Genomic DNA, 22,260 nt, shown 5'->3' with positions numbered 1-22,260 from the left:
AAATTTGTAGCTATCATCGTCTAAATTTTTAGAACAATACTTTTTATAATAAAGTAAAAGTTAATATATAATTAAAAATAAGCGAGTAATCGGTTTTAAAATACATTTAATATATGCTTAAAGATGGGGGATTTTATGTTGAAGAAATATGAGGATATAATTAACAGCTATAATATAAATTTATTTAAAGAGGGGAAACATTTTAGAAGTTATGAATTTATGGGAGCGCATAAAGTACAAAAGGGAAAAGAAAAAGGAGTTACTTTTACAGTATGGGCGCCAAATGCAAATCAAGTATATTTATCTGGAGAATTTAATGATTGGAATAAAACCTCCCATCCTATGAAAAATTTAGATAAGAGTGGAATATGGAATATATTTATACCTAAAATGGATTTTAGGGATTTATATAAATTTAATGTTGTAGATAAAAACGGTAATAGTAAGTTAAAATCTGATCCTTTTGCATTTTATTCGCAAATGAGACCTGAAACAGCTTCAATTGTATTTGATATAGACAATTATTCTTGGAAGGATAAAAAGTGGATAGAAAAAAGAGAAAAGACAACATACAAGGATTTACCTATGAATATATATGAAGTTCACTTGGGATCATGGAAAAGAAAATGGGATGGAGACTTTTTTAGTTATGAAGAACTATATGAGTTAATAGACTATGTATGTGAAATGGGATATACACATATAGAGATTTTACCAATAACAGAACATCCATTAGATGAATCATGGGGTTATCAAACAATAGGATATTATAGTCCTACTAGTAGATATGGGGATTGTACTAGTTTAATGAAATTTATTGATAGATGCCATAAAAAAGATATTGGAGTAATTCTAGATTTTGCATATAGTCATTTTTGTAAAGATGATCATGGATTATATAAATTTGATGGAACACCTCAATTTGAATATGAAGATAAGTTGAAAGCTGAAAATATTGGTTGGGGAACAGCCCATTTTGATTTAGGAAAACCTGAAGTGCAAAGTTTCTTAATATCTAATGCAATTTATTGGCTAGAAAAGTTTCATGTAGATGGTATTAGAATGGATGCGGTTGCAAGCATGCTTTACTTAGATTACGATATAGGTCCTTGGAAACCTAATAAATACGGTGGTAGAGAAAATATAGAAGCTATTGAGTTTTTAAGAATGTTTAATGAAGTTATTCATAAGGAGATAAAAAATCCAATTATAGTTGCAGAAGAATCCACGTCTTGGCCGATGGTATCGGGACCTTCGTACAAAGGTGGATTAGCATTTGATAGTAAGTGGAATATGGGATGGATGAATGACACATTAAAATATATGGAAATGGATTCTATATATAGAAAGCATCATCATGAGTTAATAACTTTTTCATTTATGTATGCTTTTTCTGAAAACTTTATACTTCCATTATCTCATGATGAAGTTGTGCATGGGAAAAAATCTCTTTTAGATAAAATGCCTGGAGATCCATGGCAAAAATTTGCAGGAGTAAGATTACTTTATGCGTATATGATGTTGCATCCAGGAAAAAAATTATTATTTATGGGATGTGAGTTTGCACAAGGATTAGAGTGGAGATTTGCATATGGATTAGAATGGGAACTATTAATGAATGAACCACATAAATTAATGCAAACGTATACACGAGATTTGAATTTACTATACAAACATGAAAAAGCTATGTATGAAATAGATGAACATAACTCAGGATTTGATTTTATAGATCCTCACAATATAGATCAAAGTGTAATTGTTATTATGAGAAAAGGTAAGAAAAAAGAAGATTTTATAATAGGAGTATTAAATTTCACACCAGTATTTCATCCTGAATATAGGATAGGAGTGCCATATGAGGGTGTTTATGAAGAAGTTTTAAGTAGTGATGATAAAGAATACTGGGGATCAGGACAAACTATGAAGGGTATGGATTTAGAATCAGAAAATATAGCATGGCATAATAAACAGTATTCTATAAATATAAAGGTTCCACCTATGGGAGCTACTTTTATAAAAGGTAAAAATATAAATATATTATAAATTTAGAAATTTTATTAATTTATTAGGGGGATTAGGAGTAAATTATGAAAAAAGAAATGATAGCAATGATATTAGCAGGGGGACAAGGATCAAGATTAGGAGTGTTTACTAAAAACATAGCAAAACCAGCAGTTTCATTTGGAGGTAAATATAGGATCATAGATTTTGTTTTGAGCAATTGCTCAAATTCAGGTATAGATACAGTTGGAGTATTAACACAATATAGACCTTTATTATTAAATTCACATATAGGAATAGGAAGTCACTGGGATTTAGATAGAAGAAATGGAGGATTATCAATACTTCAACCATATATGAATGAAAAAGAAGGAAAATGGTATAAAGGTACAGCAGATGCTATATACCAAAATATGAATTATATAGATAGCTATGATCCAGAATATGTTTTAATTTTATCGGGAGATCATATTTATAAAATGGACTATAGCGATATGTTAGAAGAACATAAATCAAAAAATGCAGATGTAACAATTGCGGTAATGGAAGTTGACTGGGATGAAGCTAGTAGATTTGGAATAATGAATGCAAATGAAGATGGAAGTATATATGAATTTGAAGAAAAACCTGAAAATCCTAAGAGTAATTTAGCATCAATGGGAATTTACATATTCAACTGGGCAAAGATGAAAAGCTATTTTAAATCAGAAAAAGAGTACGTAGACTTTGGTAAAAATTTAATTCCTAAAATGTTAGATGATAAAGCTAGTATGTATGCATATGAATTTAATGGATACTGGAGAGATGTAGGAACTATAGAAAGTTTGTGGCAAGCAAATATGGATTTAATTAATCCGGGTAATGGGTTTAATTTAAACGATTCTAATTGGAGAATTTATACAGACACAATGGCTATGCCTCCACAATACCTAGGAAAAAATTCTAATGTAAAACAATCTATTGTTGTAGATGGATGCAGAGTTTTTGGAACTGTTGAAAATTCAGTTGTATCTCATGGAGTTAGTATAGGAGAGGGAAGTATAGTGAAAGATTCAGTAATAATGTCAAATGCAAAAATAGGTAAAAATGTGATTATAGAAAAGGCTATGATAGGAGAAGGTGCGGTAATAGAGGACGATTGCAAGATTTCTAGTGGTGACGATAGTATAAGTATAGTATCTGAATTTGATGTTGTTTCTATGGAATTAGTATAGGGGGATTAAAAAATGAATAAAGAGTGTATGGGAATAATTAATTTAAATAGAAAAGGTGATAACTTAAAAGAATTAAGTGATTCAAGGGTAGTAGCATCAATACCTATAGGAGGAAGATATAGAATAATAGATTTTGCTCTTTCTAATATGGTTAATGCAGGTATGAAAAATATAGGTATTTTTTCAGACCAAAAATATAGATCTTTGACAGATCATTTAGGAAATGGTAGCCATTGGGATTTATCAGCAAAGAATGATGGATTATTTGTATTTAGTCCTGAAAATACTAAAAAACAAATTTGTAGAGCAATAAAAAAAGGAGATGTTCATAATGTTTTTTCTAATATAGACTATATAGAAAAAAGTAAGCAAGAATATGTACTTATATCTCCTAGTTATATGATTTGCAATATAGATTATAAAAAAGCACTAAACTATCATAAGTTGTCAGGCAACAACATAACTGTTATTTATAAAACTATATATAATGCAGATGAAGATTTTTTAGGAACTACAAAATTAAATATAAATGATAAAAATCAAATTACTAGCATGGGAATAAATATAGGAAGAGAAAAGAACGCAGATATATCGATGGATATGTATATCATGAAAAAAAGCTTATTTATAGATATGATATATGATGCAGTATCACGAGGTGAATATGCACATATAGAAGATTGTATAAATGAAAGTACAGAAGAGATAAGAATAGGAGCATATGAATATAAAGGATATTTAAAATGTATAAATTCTACTAAAAACTATTTTGAAGCTAATAAAGATTTATTAAATGTAGATGTAGCAAATGAATTATTTTATTCAGATAGAAAGATATATACAAAAGAAAAAAATGAGCAGCCTACACTGTACACAGAAACATCTAATGTGAAAAATTCATTTGTAGCTACGGGTTGTGTAATAGAAGGAGAAGTTCAAGATAGTATTATATTTAGAAAAGTTCATGTAAAAAAAGGAGCAGTTATAAAAAATTCTGTAGTTATGCAAAGTGGAACTATACAAGAAAATGTGAAACTAGATAATGTAATACTAGATAAAAATGTATTTATATCAAAAGATAAAGAATTAAAAGGAGATATTAAACTACCATTAGTAGTAGAAAAAAATGTGATTTTATAGAGGGGGATAAGTTTTGAGAGTTCTTTTTGTAACGGCAGAGTGTTGGCCTTTTGTAAAGACTGGGGGATTGGGAGATGTTTCTTATGCACTTCCAAAGGCTTTAAAAAGAGAAGGAGTTGATATAAGGGTTATAATGCCTAAGTATGTCAATATTCCTAAATATTTAAAAGATCAAATGAAAACAGTAGCAGTATTCAATGTAAACGTAGCATGGAGAAATCAATATTGTGGATTAATGGAGTTAGAGCTAGATGGAGTAAAATTTTACTTTATAGATAATGAATTCTACTTCAAAAGAGATGGTGAATATGCATATTTATACGGTTATGACGATGATGTAGAAAGATTTACTTTCTTTAGTAATGCAGTACTAGAATCTTTAAAAAGAATAGATTTTTTCCCAGATGTAATAAACTTAAATGATTGGCACACTGGTATGATACCTTTATTTTTAAAAGAAAATTATAGCCAAGATGAAAGATATTCTGAAATAAAAACTATATATACTATACACAACCTTCAATACCAAGGTGTATTTTCAAATAAAAATATAGAAGATGTATTATCTATACCAAGACATTATTTAGATGATGGGCATATAGAGTATTACGGTGGTATAAACTTTATGAAATCCGGAATAGTATATTCAGATAAAGTAAGCACAGTAAGTCCTACTTACGCTAATGAAATACAAACAAAGTTTTATGGAGAAAGTTTAGATGGATTAATAAAATCTAACTCACATAAGTTAAAGGGAATTGTAAATGGAATTGATTATGAAATAAATAACCCTGAGACAGATAAAAATATAGTATGCAATTATAATATAAATTCAATAGGTGATAAAGTTAAAAATAAATTAGAATTACAAAAAATTCTTGGATTAGAAGTTAATCCGGATATTCCTATGATAGGAATAGTTTCTAGATTAGTATCCCAAAAAGGATTGGACTTAATATCATATATGATGCCAGAAATAGTAGGAGAAAATTTACAATTAGTGGTTTTGGGTACTGGAGAAGAACAATATCAATCTATGTTAAATTACTATTCAGGTAAATATCCAAATAAAGTAGCGGCTATATTAACATTTGATGCTGCACTTGCGCAACAAATTTATGCATCATCAGATATGTTTTTAATGCCATCTTTATTTGAGCCGTGTGGAATTGGGCAGATGATAGCAATGAGATATGGATCTATACCTATAGTAAGAGAAACAGGAGGATTAAAAGACACTGTAAAACCTTTCAATAAATATACAGGAGAAGGAAATGGATTTAGTTTTGCAAATTACAATGCACATGAAATGTTTTACTGTATTAAAAGCGCAATAGATACTTATAAAAATGATAAAAAGTCATGGTTAAAAATAGTTAAAAGTGCTATGAGTACTGATAGTAGTTGGGCTAAGTCCGCAAATGAATATATAAAAACGTATAATGAAATAGTTTGGCAAAGGAGTTGGTAATATTGACTCTCATAAATAGGGAGGAATTTAAGCTAGAATTTAAAAATCAAATGGATTTTTTATATAAACAAAGTATTGAAGAAGCTAACAATGAGCAGTTACTAAATACATTAGTAACTGTTCTTAAATCTAAAATAGCAAATATATGGAAAGAGAATAGATTAAAAAAGGAAAAGGAAGTTTACTATTTTTGCATAGAGTTTTTATTAGGAAGACAGTTACAGTCAAATCTTTTAAACTTAGGAGTAATGGAGGAAGTAAGATCTATATTAGCTACTATGAACATAAATCTAGATGATTTAATAGATGCAGAATCTGACCCTGCATTAGGAAATGGTGGATTAGGCAGATTAGCTGCATGTTTTCTAGATTCGATGGCATCTACTAAAATAAGTGGGCATGGCTATGGTATTAGATATGAATATGGATTGTTTGAACAAAAGTTTGTAAATGGTCACCAAGTTGAGGTCCCTGATAATTGGCTAAAAGAAGAATCCTATATTTGGGAAACTGTAAGACCAAATAAAGCGGTTATCGTTAAATTTGGAGGAGAAGTAGAACTTGTAAGTAATAATGGAAAGCTAAAGGCTATTCATAAAAATTATATACCTGTAATGGCTCTACCTTATGATATACCTATTATAGGGTATGAAAATCAGTATATAAATACATTGAGGCTATTTAAATCAGATATACCTAGAAAAGATTTTGAACCAATATTAAAAGATTCAAAAAACAGCTATGGTAGCTATCATGATGCACTCCAATATAGATATTACGTAGACGAGATATCACAAGTATTATATCCAAATGATTCTAACGATGCAGGCAAAATGCTAAGATTAAAACAGGAGTATTTTTTAGTTAGTGCAGGATTGCAGGATATATTAAGAAAGTGTAAAAAAAATAAAATCAATATTAATAAATTAAATGAAAAAATATCTATTCATATAAATGATACTCATCCATCATTATGTATACCTGAATTAATGAGAATACTTATGGATGAAGAAGCTCTTGGATGGGATGAAGCTTGGGAAATTACAAAAAAATGCACTTCATATACGAATCACACCATAATGACAGAAGCCATGGAAAAATGGCAAATATCAATGATAAAAGAATTACTTCCAAGAATTTATATGATTATAGAAGAAATAAATAAAAGGTATTTAAATAAGTTAAAAACTAAATATTCAAATGACAGTGAAAAAATAAATAAGATGGCTATTATTTATAATAATAATGTAAATATGGCTAACTTAAGTATAGTTGGAAGTAGCAGTGTAAATGGAGTTGCAGACCTTCATACTAAAATTTTGAAAAAAGAAGTATTAAAAGAATTTTATGAGGATGAGCCATATAAATTTAATAACAAAACAAATGGAATTGCTCATAGAAGATGGCTAATGTTATCAAACCCTCAGTTATCTAGTTTAATAACTAGTCTTATAGGTAGAGACTGGGAAAAGGACACTATGAAACTAAAGCAACTTGAAAAATATAAGAATGAAAAAAATGTATTACAGGAACTAGAAAAAATAAAATATAACAATAAGATAAACTTATCAAAAATTATAAAAGAAAGAAATAATATATCAATAGATCCAAATTCTATATTTGATATACAAATAAAAAGGCTACATGCATACAAACGACAACTTATGAATGCACTTCACATACTTCATTTATATCATGAATTATTAGATAATCCAAACCTAGACATAAAGCCAAGAACATTTATATTTGGAGCAAAGGCTGCTCCTGGATACTACTTTGCCAAATGCGTTATTAAATTTATAAATGAATTAGCTCAAAAAATTAATAATGATAAAAGAGTTAATGAAAAATTAAAAGTAGTATTTATAGAAAATTACGGGGTTTCATTAGCAGAAAAAATAATACCAGCTGCAAATGTAAGTGAACAAATATCAACAACTACAAAGGAAGCTTCAGGAACTAGTAATATGAAATTTATGATGAATGGAGCTATAACTTTAGCGACTTTAGATGGTGCAAATATAGAAATACATGAACAAGTAGGCGATGAAAACATAATAATTTTTGGATTATCAGCAAGTCAGGTGCTAGAATACAATAAGTTTGGAGGATATTCAGCAGCAGATATTTATTCTAATAATTTCTATATAAAGAGGGTTGTGGATGATTTAGTTAATGGATTCATACCAAATATAGGTGAAGAAGGTAGAGAAATATATAATTCTTTAATAACCTATAATGATGAATTTTTTGTATTAAGAGACTTTGAGAACTATATAGAAGCACAGAAAAAAATAAATAATTTATATAAAGATAGATATAAGTGGAATGAAATTTCTTTAACAAATATAGCAAATTCAGGAATATTTTCAAGTGATAGAACTATAAATGAATATGCTAAGGATATATGGTATAAAAAATAAACAGTTCAAAAGATAAAAGGTGGGAGATCAAAATGAGTATAACATATAATTCTTGGTTAGAAAGTTATAAAAAGCCTTTCGGAGCTTTGGAATTAGGAGAAAAATTAAGTTTAAATGTAAAAGCTACAGAAAATGTAAAAGAAGTATATTTAATTATAGAAAGAGATGGGAAAAATTTAGAAGAAATAAAAATGACAAAAGCATCCGATTGTATGTTCAATATAGATCAATATGAATTTCAACAAGCAGATGTTTATTTTTACTTTTTTAAAACGATAGAAAGTATAAATGGAAATAACGAATTAAAGTACTATGGTAAGAGTAAAAGAAATGGTATATGCGAAGAAAAATTTGATATTAATAGTTTAAGTAAGTATCAAATTACAGTTAGTAAGAATATTAAATCTCCAGATTGGTTTAAAGAGGGAGTTTTATACCATATATTTGTAGATAGATTTAATAAAAGTGGTAAAATAAATAACCCTAAAAAGAATAGTTTTGTATATGCAAATTGGGAAGATACTCCTATGTATATAAAAAATAGTGAAAATGAAATAATTAGATGGGATTTTCATGGAGGAAATCTAAAAGGAATAATAAGTAAATTAAGTTATTTGAAAAGTTTAGGGGTTAGCATAATATACTTAAGCCCTATATTTGAATCACAGAGTAACCACAAGTATGACACAGGAGACTATAAAAATATTGATCCGATGTTTGGAAATGAAGAAATATTTAAAGAGTTAATAAGTGAAGCAAATAAAAAGGGAATAAATATTATATTAGATGGTGTATTTAGTCATACAGGAGATGATAGCGTATATTTTAATAAGTATGGGAATTATGATTCTGTAGGCGCATATCAATCACAAGATTCACCGTATATTTCTTGGTACAAATTTGAAAACTATCCGCAAAAATATGATTGTTGGTGGGGGGTTAAATCTTTACCAAATGTAAACGAAACTGAAACTTCATATATTGACTATATTATAAAAAGTGATAACAGTGTAATAAAAAAATGGATGGGATATGGAGTTAAAGGATGGAGACTCGATGTAGCTGATGAATTACCTTCTAAATTTATAGAGGAGTTAAAGAGTGAGACTTTAAAACTAGATAAAGAATCTATTCTTGTAGGTGAAGTTTGGGAAGATGCATCTAATAAAATTAGTTATGATGAAAGAAGAAAATATCTTTTAGGTGACCAACTAAATGGGGTTACAGGGTATGTGTTTAAGAATATATTTGTAGATTTTTTAAATTATAAAATTGATTCAAATGATGTATATAATAGCCTTATGACTATAAAAGAAAATTATCCAAAAGAATCTTTTAAATCTAATTTAAATATATTAGGTACGCATGATACAAGAAGAATACTTACAGAATTAAATGAAGATAAAGAACTTCTTAAATTAGCGGTTGCTATACAAATGACTTTTGAAGGAGTGCCATATATATATTATGGTGATGAAGCAGGACTTTTAGGTGAAACAGATCCAGATAATAGAAGGACTTATCCATGGAAAAATGAAGATAAGGAAATATTATCTTTCTATAAAAATATTATTAAGGATAGAAATAAAAGTAAGGTGCTAACTAGTGGGGAAACTAAATTTTTAGAATTAAAAAATCCTAATGTGTTTGGTTATATAAGATATATTGAAGATATAAATGATGATAATATTTTAGTTTTAGTAAATAGGTCAGAACGAGAAGAAGTTATAAAAATAGATATGAAAGAATGTCTTAATAGTAAATATACAAATCTAGTTGATGGGCTTATTGAGGTAAATCATAATATCGTTGAATTTAAATTAGAATCTAAATCATATAAGGTAGTTAAATTAGAAAAAGATGCAAATTAATTTTTTATTTAAGCTAAAATGAAAAATGTAATACTACAGGGTTCACTCCTAAAGCGTAAAATGTTTTAAAGATCGTTAAAAGCTATAGTATTACATTTTAATACAGTAAATAAAAAACTAATTATATTTAAGTATAAAGGATGAATTAAAAAAGGTACTATTATAAAATTATTTTATAATAGTACCTTTTTATTTACTTTAAACTATCGAAGTTGGAAAGCATTATTGTTGAAGTGGCGTTAAAGACTATGATTTTAGGTCTTTCAGCGAATAAAACAATAATATATTCCAACGAGAATTACCTAATCAATTTCTTTTACGATATTAGCAACCCATTTTTTAGATAATGCTCTAGGAACTCCAAATATAAACTTAACAATTTCTTCAGAGTAAGTAAGAAGCACTAGAATATAAATAGGAGCTCCCTTAATTGCAAATATAAAAGTAAGAGGAAGTGATACTAGCCACATACATCCTAGTTCTAAAAATAAAGAATATTTAGTATCTCCACCGCTTCTTAAAATACCTATAATTAAAAGCGTATTAAAAGATTTTAGGCCCATTAATAATCCCATAATAGCAAATATTTTAATAATATCAGGTGCAAGACTATCTGAAACACTAAACATCTTAAGTAACACAGGTATATTTAATATAAGAAGGAAACCAAACAGAGTACCAACTACAAAAACTATCTTAGAAAACTTCTTAGCATAATCAATAGCGACATCTTTATTATCAGCTCCAAGTTCATTACCTAACATAATGGATGCTCCTATAGCAACGCAAACAGCTGTCATAATAAAGAAATTTCCAGTACTAGTAGCTATTTGGCTAGCTGCAATTGCAGAAGTACCGGCTTTTGCATAAGCAACAGAATATAAAACTGTACCTACTGCCCAACCGCTATCATTTAATAATATAGGGGTACTTTTTTCAAAAAAAGCATTTATAAACTGTTTATCTATAGACTTTAAATTTTTAATAGTAAACTTTAAAACATAATCTTTCTTTAAAATATATACATATCCGATTAAAAGAGAGAACTCTATGAATCTAGCTATAACAGTAGCTATAGCAGCTCCACGAACTCCTAAAGCAGGGAAACCTAAGTTCCCAAATATTAAACAGTAATTTAATACAATATTACTTATAAGTGCAATTGCACTACAAATCATTCCAAGCTTAGGATTTCGAATACTTCTAGACCCCATACTAAATACAGTACTAACTGCTATTAAAGGATAACAAAAAGCGATAATGCTAAAGTATTGAATACAAAGCTTAACCACTTCAGGATCATAAGAGAAAAAATGTATTATAAATTTAGGAAATATAAAAGCTGGTATAAAAAATAATAAACCTAATATTATTCCAAGTAAAACATTTAGACCAGTAACCTTTTTTATATTGTTAGAATCATTTTTTCCGAAAAATTGAGATATAAATAAACCAGCACCACCTGTTAATCCAGATAAAGTCATATTAAATAAGAAGAAGTATTGGTTAGCAACTCCTATAGATGCTACAGATGCTTCTCCTAAACTACTAATCATTACAGTATCTATAATATTTACAGATGTAGATATAAGATTTTGTATTATTATAGGAATACAAAGTGAAACTAATAATTTATAAAATCTTTTGTTTTCATTATTAAGATTAAAAATATTTGTCAATAAGACACCCCCTTAAATTTAACGTCTATAATATGTTAATATAAATAGTATGTATATATCAACTAATTTATTTTATTAATTTCAGAATTATCAAAAATAAAGAACAGCCTACATTAGCTGTTCCCATTCTTCATATAAATTATTTAATCTATCTTCTAAGGAAGTTTTATTTTGACTAACTTCTTTAGATTTTTCAGGATTAGAATATATTTCTTCTTGGCACATAAGGACATTAAGTTCTTCGATTTCAAGTTCTATTTCTTCAATTTCCTTTTCTATATTCTGCCTCTTAACTCTAGCTTTTTTCTCTAACTCTCTTTGTTCTCTTTCTTTTCGTTTTTCATCTTTTAATTGAGTTTTCGTTTTTTCTTCAGTTGTTTCCATGGAGTTCATCTCTAAAGTTTGCTTTTTCTTATCCATATAATAATTATAATTACCTAGATATTCTGTTATTCCATCAGAATCAAGAACAAGTATTTTATCAACAACTGTGTTTAAGAAATATCTATCATGAGATATTGTAAATAAAGTTCCTGTATAATTTAATAAGGCTTCTTCAAGAACTTCTTTAGAGTCTATATCAAGGTGATTTGTAGGCTCATCTAGTAACAAAAAGTTAGAATTAGATAAAATTAATTTTAATATAGCAACTCTAGCTCTTTCTCCACCACTTAGTGTAGATATTTTTTTAAACACTTCTTCATCTTCAAATAAAAAAGATCCTAACATATTTCTAAGTGTGGTTTGATTTAGACTAGGATGATCATTCCAGATTTCATCAATAATAGTATTATCTAGGTTAAGAGTTTTTTGCTCTTGGTGGAAGTAGTCTACATGAACATTTGCACCAAGTTTAGCAGTACCAGTTAACGGTATTATTTCATTCATTATTATTTTAAATAAAGTAGACTTTCCTATTCCGTTAGCTCCTATCAAAGCGACTTTTTCTCCTCTATATATATTAAAGTTTATGTCCTTAAATAGTATTCTTTCACCATAACCCATAGAAAGATCCTCTACTTGTAATACATCATTACCACTAGATACAGAAGGACTGAATTGAATACTAGCTTTTTTTCTGAATACATCAGGCTTATCTAATACATCAACTTTATCCAGCATTTTCTCTTTACTTCTAGCTCTTTTTAAATGTTTTTCTCTTCCGTAAGCTTTTAGTCTATCAATTGATTCTTCTTGTTTTTTAATTTCTTTTTGTTGGTCTTCATATTTTTTAACTTCTAATTCTTTTTCTACTTTAGATAATTCTATAAATTTAGAGTAATTTCCATTATAGGTTTTAAGTCTTTTATTATGAATTTCAAATACTCTATTTACAACTTGATCTAGGAAATATCTATCATGAGATATGATAATTACTGTTCCTTTATATTGTTTTAAGAATACCTCTAACCATTCGATGGCATCAGAATCAAGATGGTTAGTTGGTTCATCTAGAAGTAGAAGTGAAGGATTTTTTAGTAGTAGCTTAGAAAGTAAGACTCTGGTTTTTTCTCCTCCAGATAATATATTTATTGGAGTTTCCATGTCAGAATCAGAAAAACCTAGGCCTTTTAAAATACCTTTTACTTCTGATTTATAACCATAACCATTTAATTCAGAGAAAAGTTCTAGCTTTTGAGAATATTCATTCATAAGTTTATCCAGAATTTTTGAGTTAGGGTTAGAACCTTCTTCTGCTATTTTAATTTCTAAATCTCTTATATAGTTTTCCATATCCATTAAATCAGAAAAAACTTCTAAAACTTCTTCATAGATAGTTTTTTCCGATTGGAAATTTGTATTTTGTTCAAGATATCCTATTTCTACACCTTTACCAAGATATATATCTCCGCTATCATACCCATAAATACCAGAAAGGACTTTAAATAAAGTAGTTTTACCCGTTCCATTTACACCTATAATACCGACCTTATCGCCTTCATTTACAGTGAAGCTAATATTTTCTAATATAGTATCTATTCCAAAACTTTTATTTAAGTTATTACACGACAAAACAATCATAAAATTATACCTCCTTTAAACTATCTAAAATTATAATGTTTTGGTATAATATAATCAAGGATATATGCATTTTGTTAAAAAAATAGCATAGTATATAAAACAGGGATAATGAATATATAGGAGGTGATGAGATGAGTAATAAAAATATTTCTATGGCTGTAATAAGAAGATTACCTAAATATCACAGATACTTAGGAGATTTGTTAGATAGAGATATACAAAGAATATCTTCTAAAGAATTAAGCGATATAATTGGCTTTACAGCATCTCAAATAAGACAAGATTTAAACAACTTTGGTGGATTTGGACAGCAGGGATACGGATATAATGTCGAAGAATTATATAATGAAATAGGTAAAATATTAGGGTTATCTAGAACTTATAATTCTATAATAATTGGGGCTGGAAACTTAGGACAAGCAATAGCTAATTATTCAGGTTTTACTAAAGCAGGGTTTAAGATAAAAGCTTTATTTGATGCAAACCCAAGAATGATAGGATTAAAAATTAGAGATTTTGAAATATTAGATTCTGATGACATCGAGGAGTTCGTAGCTGAAAATGATATCGATATAGCGATATTATGTATACCAAAAAATGGGGCGCAAGAAGTTGTCGATAGATTAGTTAAATCAGGTATAAAAGGAGTTTGGAACTTTGCACCGTTAGATTTAGAAGTACCAAATGATGTTATAGTTGAAAATGTAAACTTAACTGAAAGTTTATTTACTTTATCATATCTTATGAATGAAGATAAATAAATTAAAATAAAAAAGCTACCTACAAAGTAGGTAGCTTTTTTATTTTAATTTATTATTATTCTGGTTGTGGAGCATCTACTGGACAAACTCCGTTACAAGCACCACACTCTATACAAGTATCTGCATCTATAACATATTTGTCATCTCCAGCTGATATACAGCTAACTGGGCACTCAGCTTCACAAGCACCACAGCTTATACAAGCATCATTAATTTTGTAAGCCATTTTCAATCTCCTCCTAAAATATGTAAAATTATGTTCATTAGTATTATAACAAAAAAAAATATATATAACAATAATTAGAATACATACAAAAAAACAAACATATTACATAAACCGATTTATTTTGACAAATGCATAAGCTATAATATATTTAGGGTTTATTATTTTTGTGGAGGTAGATAGATGAAAAAAAAGATTAATAAAAAGAAGCTATCACTATTAATATCTGGAATAATTGTTGTAGTGGTAGTTATTTGCATGCTTATTTTTAAAATTATTGTAGGAAATAATAAAATTAAAGATATTAATGAACAATCAAAGAAAGTTGATGAAGTAACAGAGATAAAAAAGGAAAGCATAACTATTAATTTTGTAGGGGACATAACTATGGGGAATTATAAGGGAGCTTCATATTATGGATCTTTTGATAATGAGTTTGAAAATCAAGGGCAAGATTATGGATACTTTTTAAAAAATGTTAAGGAAATTTTTGAAGAGGATGACTTAACGGTAGCAAATTTAGAGGGTCCTTTAACTAGCGCAAGCAATGCAAAAGTTAAAAAATTTGCATTTAAAGGAGATCCTTCTTATGTAAATATACTTAAAGAAGGTGGAATAGATGCTGTAACATTAGCAAATAACCACTCGGAGGATTATTTTGACGAGGGTATGAAACAAACTAAATTTATATTAAAAGAAAATAATATAGATTATTTTGGTTTAGGAGAGAAAAGTATAGTAGATGTTAAAGGTGTAAAGGTCGGATTATTAGGTTACAATGGTTGGCCTGAAAATTATAATGAAGAATTTTTAAATAATATGAAAAAAGATATACAAAGTATGAAAAAAGAATCGAATGTAGTATTTGTATATTTCCATTGGGGAACAGAGCGACAATATTATCCTGATCAAGTTCAAAAAGATTTTGCGCATTTTGCTATAAATAATGGAGCTGATGGGGTTTTAGGAAGTCATCCTCATGTTATGCAAGGAATAGAAGAATATAAAGGAAAGTATATTGCATATAGCCTAAGTAATTTCTGCTTTGGAGGTAATAAAAATTCTCAAGATAAAGATACTTTTATATACAAACAAACGTTTAACTTTGAAGATAATAAACTGATAAGTATAAACAAACCTGAAATTATACCTTGTTCTATATCATCTGAAAGTAATGTCAATAATTATCAACCAACACCACTAAATGGAGCAGAAGCAGATAGAGTAAAAAATAAACTGAAAAATATAAGCGAAGGTCTAAACAAATAGATTATAAAAAAACTTATTTACTTATTGGATTTTTTCAAAAGTAAATAAGTTTTTTTAATTAGGAAAACTTTTTCAAAAATATGTTTAGGCATTAACAATGTATGGTATATATAGAAAATATTACCATAAAAATATATTTAGGGGGAAGTAATTTATGTCTTGTGTTAGTTGTAAAATGTGCGAAAGTGCAGATAAAAGGTTAGAAAGTTTTGTAGCGTCGAAGGATGTTGAAATGGCATTCCATAGAACTGAGGATCAAAAAATTAAATGTGGTTTTGGACTTCAAGGTGTATGTTGTAGATTATGTGCAAATGGTCCATGTAGAATAACACCTAAATCTCCAAGAGGAATTTGTGGAGCAGATGCTGATACAATAGTTGCTAGAAATTTTTTAAGAGCAGTTGCAAGTGGAGCTGCATGCTATCTCCATGTTGTTGAAAATACAGCTAGAAACTTGAAAAAATTAGGTGAAGATAAAGGAATAATAAAGGGAGCAAAGACAATAGATGAATTAGCTGAAATATTTGGGGTTAAAGCTAATGATAGACATGAAAAATGTATAAAAGTTGCACAAAAAGTTTTAGATGATTTATATAAATCTAGAGATGAGAAAATGGAGTTAGTAGAGAAAATAGCTTATGCTCCAAGAATTAACAAGTGGAAAGAAATAGGAATAATGCCAGGAGGAGCTAAGTCAGAAGTTTTTGATGCAATAGTTAAGTCATCTACAAATTTAAGTAGTGACCCTGTTGATATGCTTATAAACTGCTTAAATTTAGGTATATCTACAGGATTATATGGACTTACACTAACTAACCTTTTAAACGATGTTATTTTAGGAGAGCCAGTTATAAGAACTGCACCTGTAGGATTTAGAGTTATAGATAAAGATTATATAAACATAATGATAACAGGACATCAACATTCAACATTTGCTCACTTCCAAGATAGATTGAAAGATGAAGATGTTGTTAAATTAGCAAAAGAAGCAGGAGCAAAAGGGTTTAAATTAGTTGGATGTACTTGTGTAGGGCAAGATTTACAGTTAAGAGGTGAGCACTATCAAGAGGTATTTGCAGGTCATGCTGGAAATAACTTTACAAGTGAGGCTGTACTTTCTACAGGAGCAATAGATATGATTGCATCTGAATTTAACTGTACTATACCAGGTATAGAGCCTATAGCAGATAAATATAAAGTTAAAATGGTTTGTTTAGATGATGTAGCTAAAAAAGTTAATGCAGAATATGTGCCATTCGATAGAGAGAATATAGAATCAATTTCAGAAAAATTAATAAATGAAGCCTTAATAAGTTATAAATCAAGAAGAGGCGAAGTTGAAATAGACATACCTAGTGACCACGGACATGATGTTTCATTAACAGGTGTAAGTGAGAAGAACTTAAAGGCATTTTTAGGGGACTCATGGAAACCTCTTATAAACTTAATTGCAGAAGGTAAAATAAAAGGAATAGCAGCAGTTGTTGGATGTTCAAATATGACAGCAAAAGGACACGATGTATTTACTGTAGAATTAACTAAAGAGCTTATAAAAAGAGATATAATCGTTTTATCTGCAGGATGTTCAACTGGAGGCTTAGAAAATGTTGGATTAATGTCTCCTGGAGCTGAAGAATTAGCAGGTGAAAATTTAAAAGAAGTTTGCAAATCTTTAGGAATACCACCAGTATTGAACTTTGGACCATGTTTAGCTATAGGAAGACTTGAAATAGTTGCCACTGAAATCGCTAAAGAATTAGGAATAGATATACCTCAGCTTCCACTAATTTTATCTGCACCTCAATGGTTAGAAGAACAAGCTTTAGCAGATGGAGCATTTGGATTAGCTTTAGGATTACCTCTTCATTTAGCATTACCGCCATTTATAACAGGTGGTAAATTAGTTACACAAGTTTTAACGGAAGGATTAAAGGATATAACTGGAGGTCATGTTATAGTTGATTCAGATGTTGTATCTTCAGCTGATACATTAGAAAAAATAATTATAGATAGAAGAGAAAAATTAGGCTTAAAGGATGTGGAATGTTATGCATAGGATTCTAATTAATAAAGAATTATGTACCGGATGTAAGAGTTGTGTTTTAGCATGCATGTTAAGAAACGATTTACAAAAAGATATGTACTCTTTAGATTTAGAAGACCTAGATAACGAAAGTAGAAACCACATAGAGTTAAATAAATTTAATAATCCAATTCCTATTATTTGTAGACATTGTGAAACTCCAGAATGTGTACTTACATGTATGAGTGGAGCTATGACAAAAAATAAAGAAACTGGAATAGTAAGTTATGACAAAGATAAGTGTGGAGTTTGTTATATGTGCGTTATGGCATGTCCATATGGACTTTTAAAGCCTGATGATAAAACAAAACAAACTATTTTAAAATGTGATATGTGTGAAAGTATAGGATATCCCAAGTGTGTAGCTAATTGTCCAACTGGAGCAATAACGCTACAAGAGGAGGTAAAAAATGAATTATGTAGTTCTGGGTGCTAGTGCGGCAGGCATTAACGCTATAAAAGTATTAAGGGAGTTAGATGAAAAAGCTAATATAACATTAATATCAAAAGATGAACACATTTACTCAAGATGTATGTTACATCATATTATATCTGAACATAGAACATTAAATAGCTTAAACTTTGTAGAAACTAAATTTGATGAAAAATATAATATAAGTTGGAAAAAGTCATGTACTGTAAATAATATAGATATAGAAAATAAAGAAGTATCTATACTAGAGACTGGTGAAAAAGTTAAATATGATAAACTATTAATTGCAACAGGCGCATCATCAGCTATGCCTCCTATAAAAAACTTAAAAAAAGCAAAACATGTGTATGGGCTTAGAAATATAGAAGATGCTTATGAAATAAAAGAAAAAGCAAAGGATTGTAAAAAAATAGCCATATTAGGAGCTGGGCTTGTAGGAATAGATGCTCTTATCGGATTATTAGAATATAAAAATTTAGATATATCTGTAATATATAGAGAACCTTTTATACTAAATAGACAGTTAGATGAATACTCTGCATCAGTATATGAAAATAAATTTAAAGAATTAGGTGTGAAATTCTTTAAGGGTGCAAGTGTTAATGAAATTTGCATGGATAATAATGAAAATATAATTGGAGTAGTATTAGATGATGAAAATTATATAGAATGTGATATGGCAATTGTAGCAACCGGGGTTATTCCAAATGCTGAATTTATAAATAAAGAATTTATAAGTTATGATAGAGGAATAATCATAGATGAGAACTGCAAAACTACTGCAAAAGACATATTTGCGGCAGGTGATGTTGTTGGAAAAAATGCAATTTGGCCTTTAGCTGTGAAGCAAGGAATAGTAGCGGCCTATAATATGGCTGGAAGAGAAGAAAAAATAGATGATTCATTTGTATATAGAAACACAATGAATTTTTTAGGTATACCTACAGTTTCGCTAGGTATAGTTGATATGGAAGAAGACTGTATAGTAAATGTTAGAAAAGATGAAACAGGGTATAAAAAGTTTATAATAAAAGATAATTTTATTAAAGGAGTGATAGTTCAAGGTGATATATCTTATGTAGGAGCTCTTACTCATTTGATAAAAAATAATATAGAAATACCAGATTTAGAAAAAAGAATTTTTGAAATAGGATATGCAGATTTCTTTTCTGTTAAAGGAAATGGAGAGTTTTGCTATAATATATAATTAAGGGAGTGTATCAAAATAGTATAGTGTGAAAGAATGAATATAAGTTTTGCTCCTAAAGCTGAAAAGATGCTTTGAAAGTCGCTAAAACTTATATTCATTCTATACATGCTTATTTTGGGACACTCCTTTTTAAATATATATTATAGGAGTGTAAATATGAAGGTTTATGCATTAGTAGGAGAGAGTGGTTCTGGAAAAAGTTATAAAGCATTAGAGTTAGCCTATGAAAAAAATATAAACTATATAATAGATGATGGAATTTTAATTTTTAAGAATAAAATAATTGCTGGAATATCAGCAAAACAAGCAAGTACCAAAATTCAGGCAGTTAAAAGAGCTATATTTCACGATGAAAACCATAGAAATGAAGTGAAATTTAAAATAGTGGAAGAAAATATAGAGTCTATTTTAATAATAGGAACATCAGATAAAATGGTAAATCAGATAGCTAGTAAATTGAATTTAGGTAAAATATATAAAACTGTTTATATAAATGAAATATCGACACAAGAAGAAATAGATATTGCGAAAGAGTGGAGAAGTAAAGGAAATCACATAATACCTCTTCCGACATTAGAGGTTAAATCTATTGCTAGTGGACTTAGTATAAATCCGATCAAAAAATTATTTAAAAGAGAAAATAAAGAATCTATATTAGTTGAAAAAACTATTATTAGACCGACATTTAGCTATATGGGAAATTTTTATATTAAAAAAAATGCAATAAATCAAATAATATTTTTTGAACTATCAAAATTTGATTACATAAGCAAAATTAATTCAGTAAAATTTAACAATAAAAAAGGAAATTTAGAAATATTTATTATTTTAGAATTGGATTTATTTAACTGTATTGAAACTATTTTTAAGCTTCAAGAACATATAATAAAGGCATTGTATGATGTTACTTTAATAAATGTAAGTAGGCTAGATATAAGAGTAAACAAGATAAAAAGTGTTAAATAAAAAACTAATATAAATTTTATACAAATACATAAAAAACTGTGCTATAATCAAACTGTAAGTGGAGGAAATCATTTTCCGACAAATAACAAAGGGGATTTAAAAAATTAAAATATTTTTAAGGGGGCTTTTAAAATGGCTGAAAAAACTTTAAATGTTCTAGAGATAGCAAGATCTCAAGTAAAAACTGCTTGCGATAAATTAGGGGCAGATCCAGCAGTATATGAAATATTAAAAAATCCAATGAGAGTGTTAGAAGTATCATTCCCAGTTAAAATGGATGATGGGACTGTAAGAACATTTACAGGATATAGATCACAACATAATAATGCTTGTGGACCATTTAAAGGAGGATTAAGATTCCATCCAGCAGTTTGTATGGACGAGGTTAAAGCTTTATCTACTTGGATGACTTTCAAGTGTTCAGTAGTAGGAATACCTTATGGTGGAGGTAAAGGTGGTATGGCCATCGATCCTACAGAATTCTCTCAAGGTGAGTTAGAAAGAATATCTAGAGGATTTGCTAAGTCAATAGCTCCAATAATAGGAGAAAAAGAAGATATACCAGCTCCAGATGTTAATACAAATGGACAAATAATGGCTTGGATGGTTGATGAATATGCAAATGTTACAGGAGAATTCCAACCAGGAGTATTTACTGGAAAACCAGTTGATTTCTATGGATCTTTAGCTAGAAATGAAGCTACAGGATATGGAGTTGCTACAATTGCAATGGAAGCAGCTAAGAAAAAAGGAATAGATGTATCAAATGTTACTGTAGGGCTTCAAGGATTTGGTAATGTTGGAAGCTTCGCTGGTATGTACATAGATGAAGCAGGAGCTAAAGTAATATATGTAGAAGATCATACAGGAACTATATATAATAAAGATGGAATAGATATGAAAGCTTTAATGGCTTACAATAAAGAACATAGATGTATAAAAGGATTCCCAGGTGCAGAAGCTGTTGACCAAAGTGTAATAACTGCAGAAGTTGACGTATTAATGCCTTGTGCACTAGAAAATCAAATAACTTCAGCAAATGCTGGAGATATAAAAGCTAAAATAGTATGTGAAGGAGCTAATGGACCAACTACTCCAGAAGCAGATAAAATACTATTTGAAAAAGGAATAACTTTAGTACCAGATATATTAGCTAATAGTGGTGGAGTTACAGTTTCTTACTTTGAATGGGTTCAAAATTTAATGAGATACAACTGGAGTTTTGACGAAGTTCAAGAAAAACAAAGAGCTTTAATGAAAAAAGCATTTGAAGAAATATGGGCATTAGCAGGAGACCACAATGTTGAAATGAGAACAGCTGCATACATGATGTCAATTAAGAGAATAGCTGATGCTATGAAATTAAGAGGATGGTATACAGAAGCTCCTGTTAAAGAAGATGCTAAGAAAGAAGCTACATCTTTAGCTTAATAAATAATATTAAAATAAATAAAATTTAGAATAAAAAAAGTGTACATTTAATCAGTCTTATAC

16 protein-coding genes are annotated in these 22,260 nt (G+C 28.7%); 13 read left to right on the top strand and 3 right to left on the bottom strand.

The window, feature by feature from the left end; genetic code table 11:
* Positions 1–138: 138 nt before the first annotated feature.
* Genes glgB through RWY47_RS11565 form a run of 6 tightly spaced genes read left to right on the top strand, consistent with a single transcriptional unit; the run spans position 139 to position 10,120 of the window.
* The gene (gene glgB, locus RWY47_RS11590) at positions 139–2,043 is read left to right on the top strand and encodes a 1,4-alpha-glucan branching protein GlgB (RefSeq protein WP_264318399.1); all 1,905 of its coding nucleotides are present in this window, start codon (positions 139–141) and stop codon (positions 2,041–2,043) included.
* 44 nt (positions 2,044–2,087) lie between these two features.
* Entirely contained in the window at positions 2,088–3,215 is a 1,128-nt protein-coding gene (locus tag RWY47_RS11585; protein ID WP_150841844.1) for a glucose-1-phosphate adenylyltransferase, read from the top strand.
* A 12-nt stretch (positions 3,216–3,227) separates the two neighbouring features.
* Positions 3,228–4,355, top strand: a complete 1,128-nt coding sequence (gene glgD / locus RWY47_RS11580; RefSeq protein ID WP_168932559.1) for a glucose-1-phosphate adenylyltransferase subunit GlgD — start codon at positions 3,228–3,230, stop codon at positions 4,353–4,355.
* A gap of 13 nt (positions 4,356–4,368) precedes the next feature.
* Positions 4,369–5,826 carry a glycogen synthase GlgA gene (gene glgA / locus RWY47_RS11575; RefSeq protein ID WP_150841847.1) on the top strand — a complete coding sequence of 486 codons (1,458 nt, stop codon included), beginning with the start codon at positions 4,369–4,371 and terminating at the stop codon, positions 5,824–5,826.
* Between the two features lie 2 nt (positions 5,827–5,828).
* Complete coding sequence (locus RWY47_RS11570) at positions 5,829–8,249, top strand: glycogen/starch/alpha-glucan phosphorylase (protein ID WP_150841848.1); 2,421 nt, start codon at positions 5,829–5,831, stop codon at positions 8,247–8,249.
* Positions 8,250–8,281: 32 nt separating this feature from the next.
* Positions 8,282–10,120 (top strand): glycoside hydrolase family 13 protein, encoded by a 1,839-nt coding sequence (locus RWY47_RS11565; protein ID WP_168932556.1) that lies wholly within the window; start codon positions 8,282–8,284, stop codon positions 10,118–10,120.
* A 302-nt stretch (positions 10,121–10,422) separates the two neighbouring features.
* Here RWY47_RS11565 and RWY47_RS11560 read toward each other — a convergent pair whose 3' ends face one another.
* Both RWY47_RS11560 and RWY47_RS11555 read right to left on the bottom strand, forming a co-directional pair.
* Positions 10,423–11,799 carry an MATE family efflux transporter gene (locus RWY47_RS11560; protein ID WP_150841849.1) on the bottom strand — a complete coding sequence of 459 codons (1,377 nt, stop codon included), beginning with the start codon at positions 11,797–11,799 and terminating at the stop codon, positions 10,423–10,425.
* Between the two features lie 108 nt (positions 11,800–11,907).
* Positions 11,908–13,821 carry an ABC-F family ATP-binding cassette domain-containing protein gene (locus RWY47_RS11555; protein ID WP_150841850.1) on the bottom strand — a complete coding sequence of 638 codons (1,914 nt, stop codon included), beginning with the start codon at positions 13,819–13,821 and terminating at the stop codon, positions 11,908–11,910.
* A 131-nt stretch (positions 13,822–13,952) separates the two neighbouring features.
* On the opposite strand from RWY47_RS11555, the gene RWY47_RS11550 reads away from it, so the two are divergent.
* Positions 13,953–14,582, top strand: coding sequence for a redox-sensing transcriptional repressor Rex (locus tag RWY47_RS11550; RefSeq protein ID WP_021428264.1), 630 nt, complete (start codon positions 13,953–13,955; stop codon positions 14,580–14,582).
* Between the two features lie 55 nt (positions 14,583–14,637).
* Here RWY47_RS11550 and RWY47_RS11545 read toward each other — a convergent pair whose 3' ends face one another.
* Positions 14,638–14,808: a DUF362 domain-containing protein gene (locus RWY47_RS11545; protein WP_021428309.1), complete on the bottom strand. Its 171-nt coding sequence runs from the start codon at positions 14,806–14,808 to the stop codon at positions 14,638–14,640.
* A 180-nt stretch (positions 14,809–14,988) separates the two neighbouring features.
* On the opposite strand from RWY47_RS11545, the gene RWY47_RS11540 reads away from it, so the two are divergent.
* The 6 genes from RWY47_RS11540 (at position 14,989) to RWY47_RS11515 (ending at position 22,197) form a co-directional block, all read left to right on the top strand.
* A complete protein-coding gene (locus RWY47_RS11540; protein ID WP_224170811.1) occupies positions 14,989–16,074 on the top strand; it encodes a CapA family protein in 1,086 nt (361 codons plus the stop codon).
* Between the two features lie 154 nt (positions 16,075–16,228).
* A complete protein-coding gene (cooS, locus tag RWY47_RS11535) occupies positions 16,229–18,130 on the top strand; it encodes an anaerobic carbon-monoxide dehydrogenase catalytic subunit (RefSeq protein ID WP_150841851.1) in 1,902 nt (633 codons plus the stop codon).
* The gene (locus tag RWY47_RS11530; RefSeq protein ID WP_025163050.1) at positions 18,123–18,593 is read left to right on the top strand and encodes a 4Fe-4S dicluster domain-containing protein; all 471 of its coding nucleotides are present in this window, start codon (positions 18,123–18,125) and stop codon (positions 18,591–18,593) included. The genes cooS and RWY47_RS11530 overlap by 8 nt, the downstream gene beginning before the upstream one ends.
* Positions 18,568–19,797, top strand: a complete 1,230-nt coding sequence (locus RWY47_RS11525) for an NAD(P)/FAD-dependent oxidoreductase (RefSeq protein WP_150841852.1) — start codon at positions 18,568–18,570, stop codon at positions 19,795–19,797. Before RWY47_RS11530 ends, RWY47_RS11525 begins: the two co-directional genes overlap by 26 nt.
* 159 nt (positions 19,798–19,956) lie before the next feature.
* Positions 19,957–20,766 (top strand): ATP-binding protein, encoded by an 810-nt coding sequence (locus tag RWY47_RS11520; RefSeq protein ID WP_035117673.1) that lies wholly within the window; start codon positions 19,957–19,959, stop codon positions 20,764–20,766.
* Between the two features lie 132 nt (positions 20,767–20,898).
* Positions 20,899–22,197, top strand: a complete 1,299-nt coding sequence (locus RWY47_RS11515) for a Glu/Leu/Phe/Val family dehydrogenase (RefSeq protein ID WP_168932553.1) — start codon at positions 20,899–20,901, stop codon at positions 22,195–22,197.
* Positions 22,198–22,260: the final 63 nt, after the last annotated feature.

This window comes from Paraclostridium sp. MRS3W1 (genome assembly GCF_032465715.1).
GTDB classification, from domain to species: Bacteria; Bacillota; Clostridia; order Peptostreptococcales; family Peptostreptococcaceae; genus Paraclostridium; species Paraclostridium dentum.
Note: the sequence above shows the minus strand (reverse complement) of the source record. Positions and strands in the feature narration are given on the sequence as shown.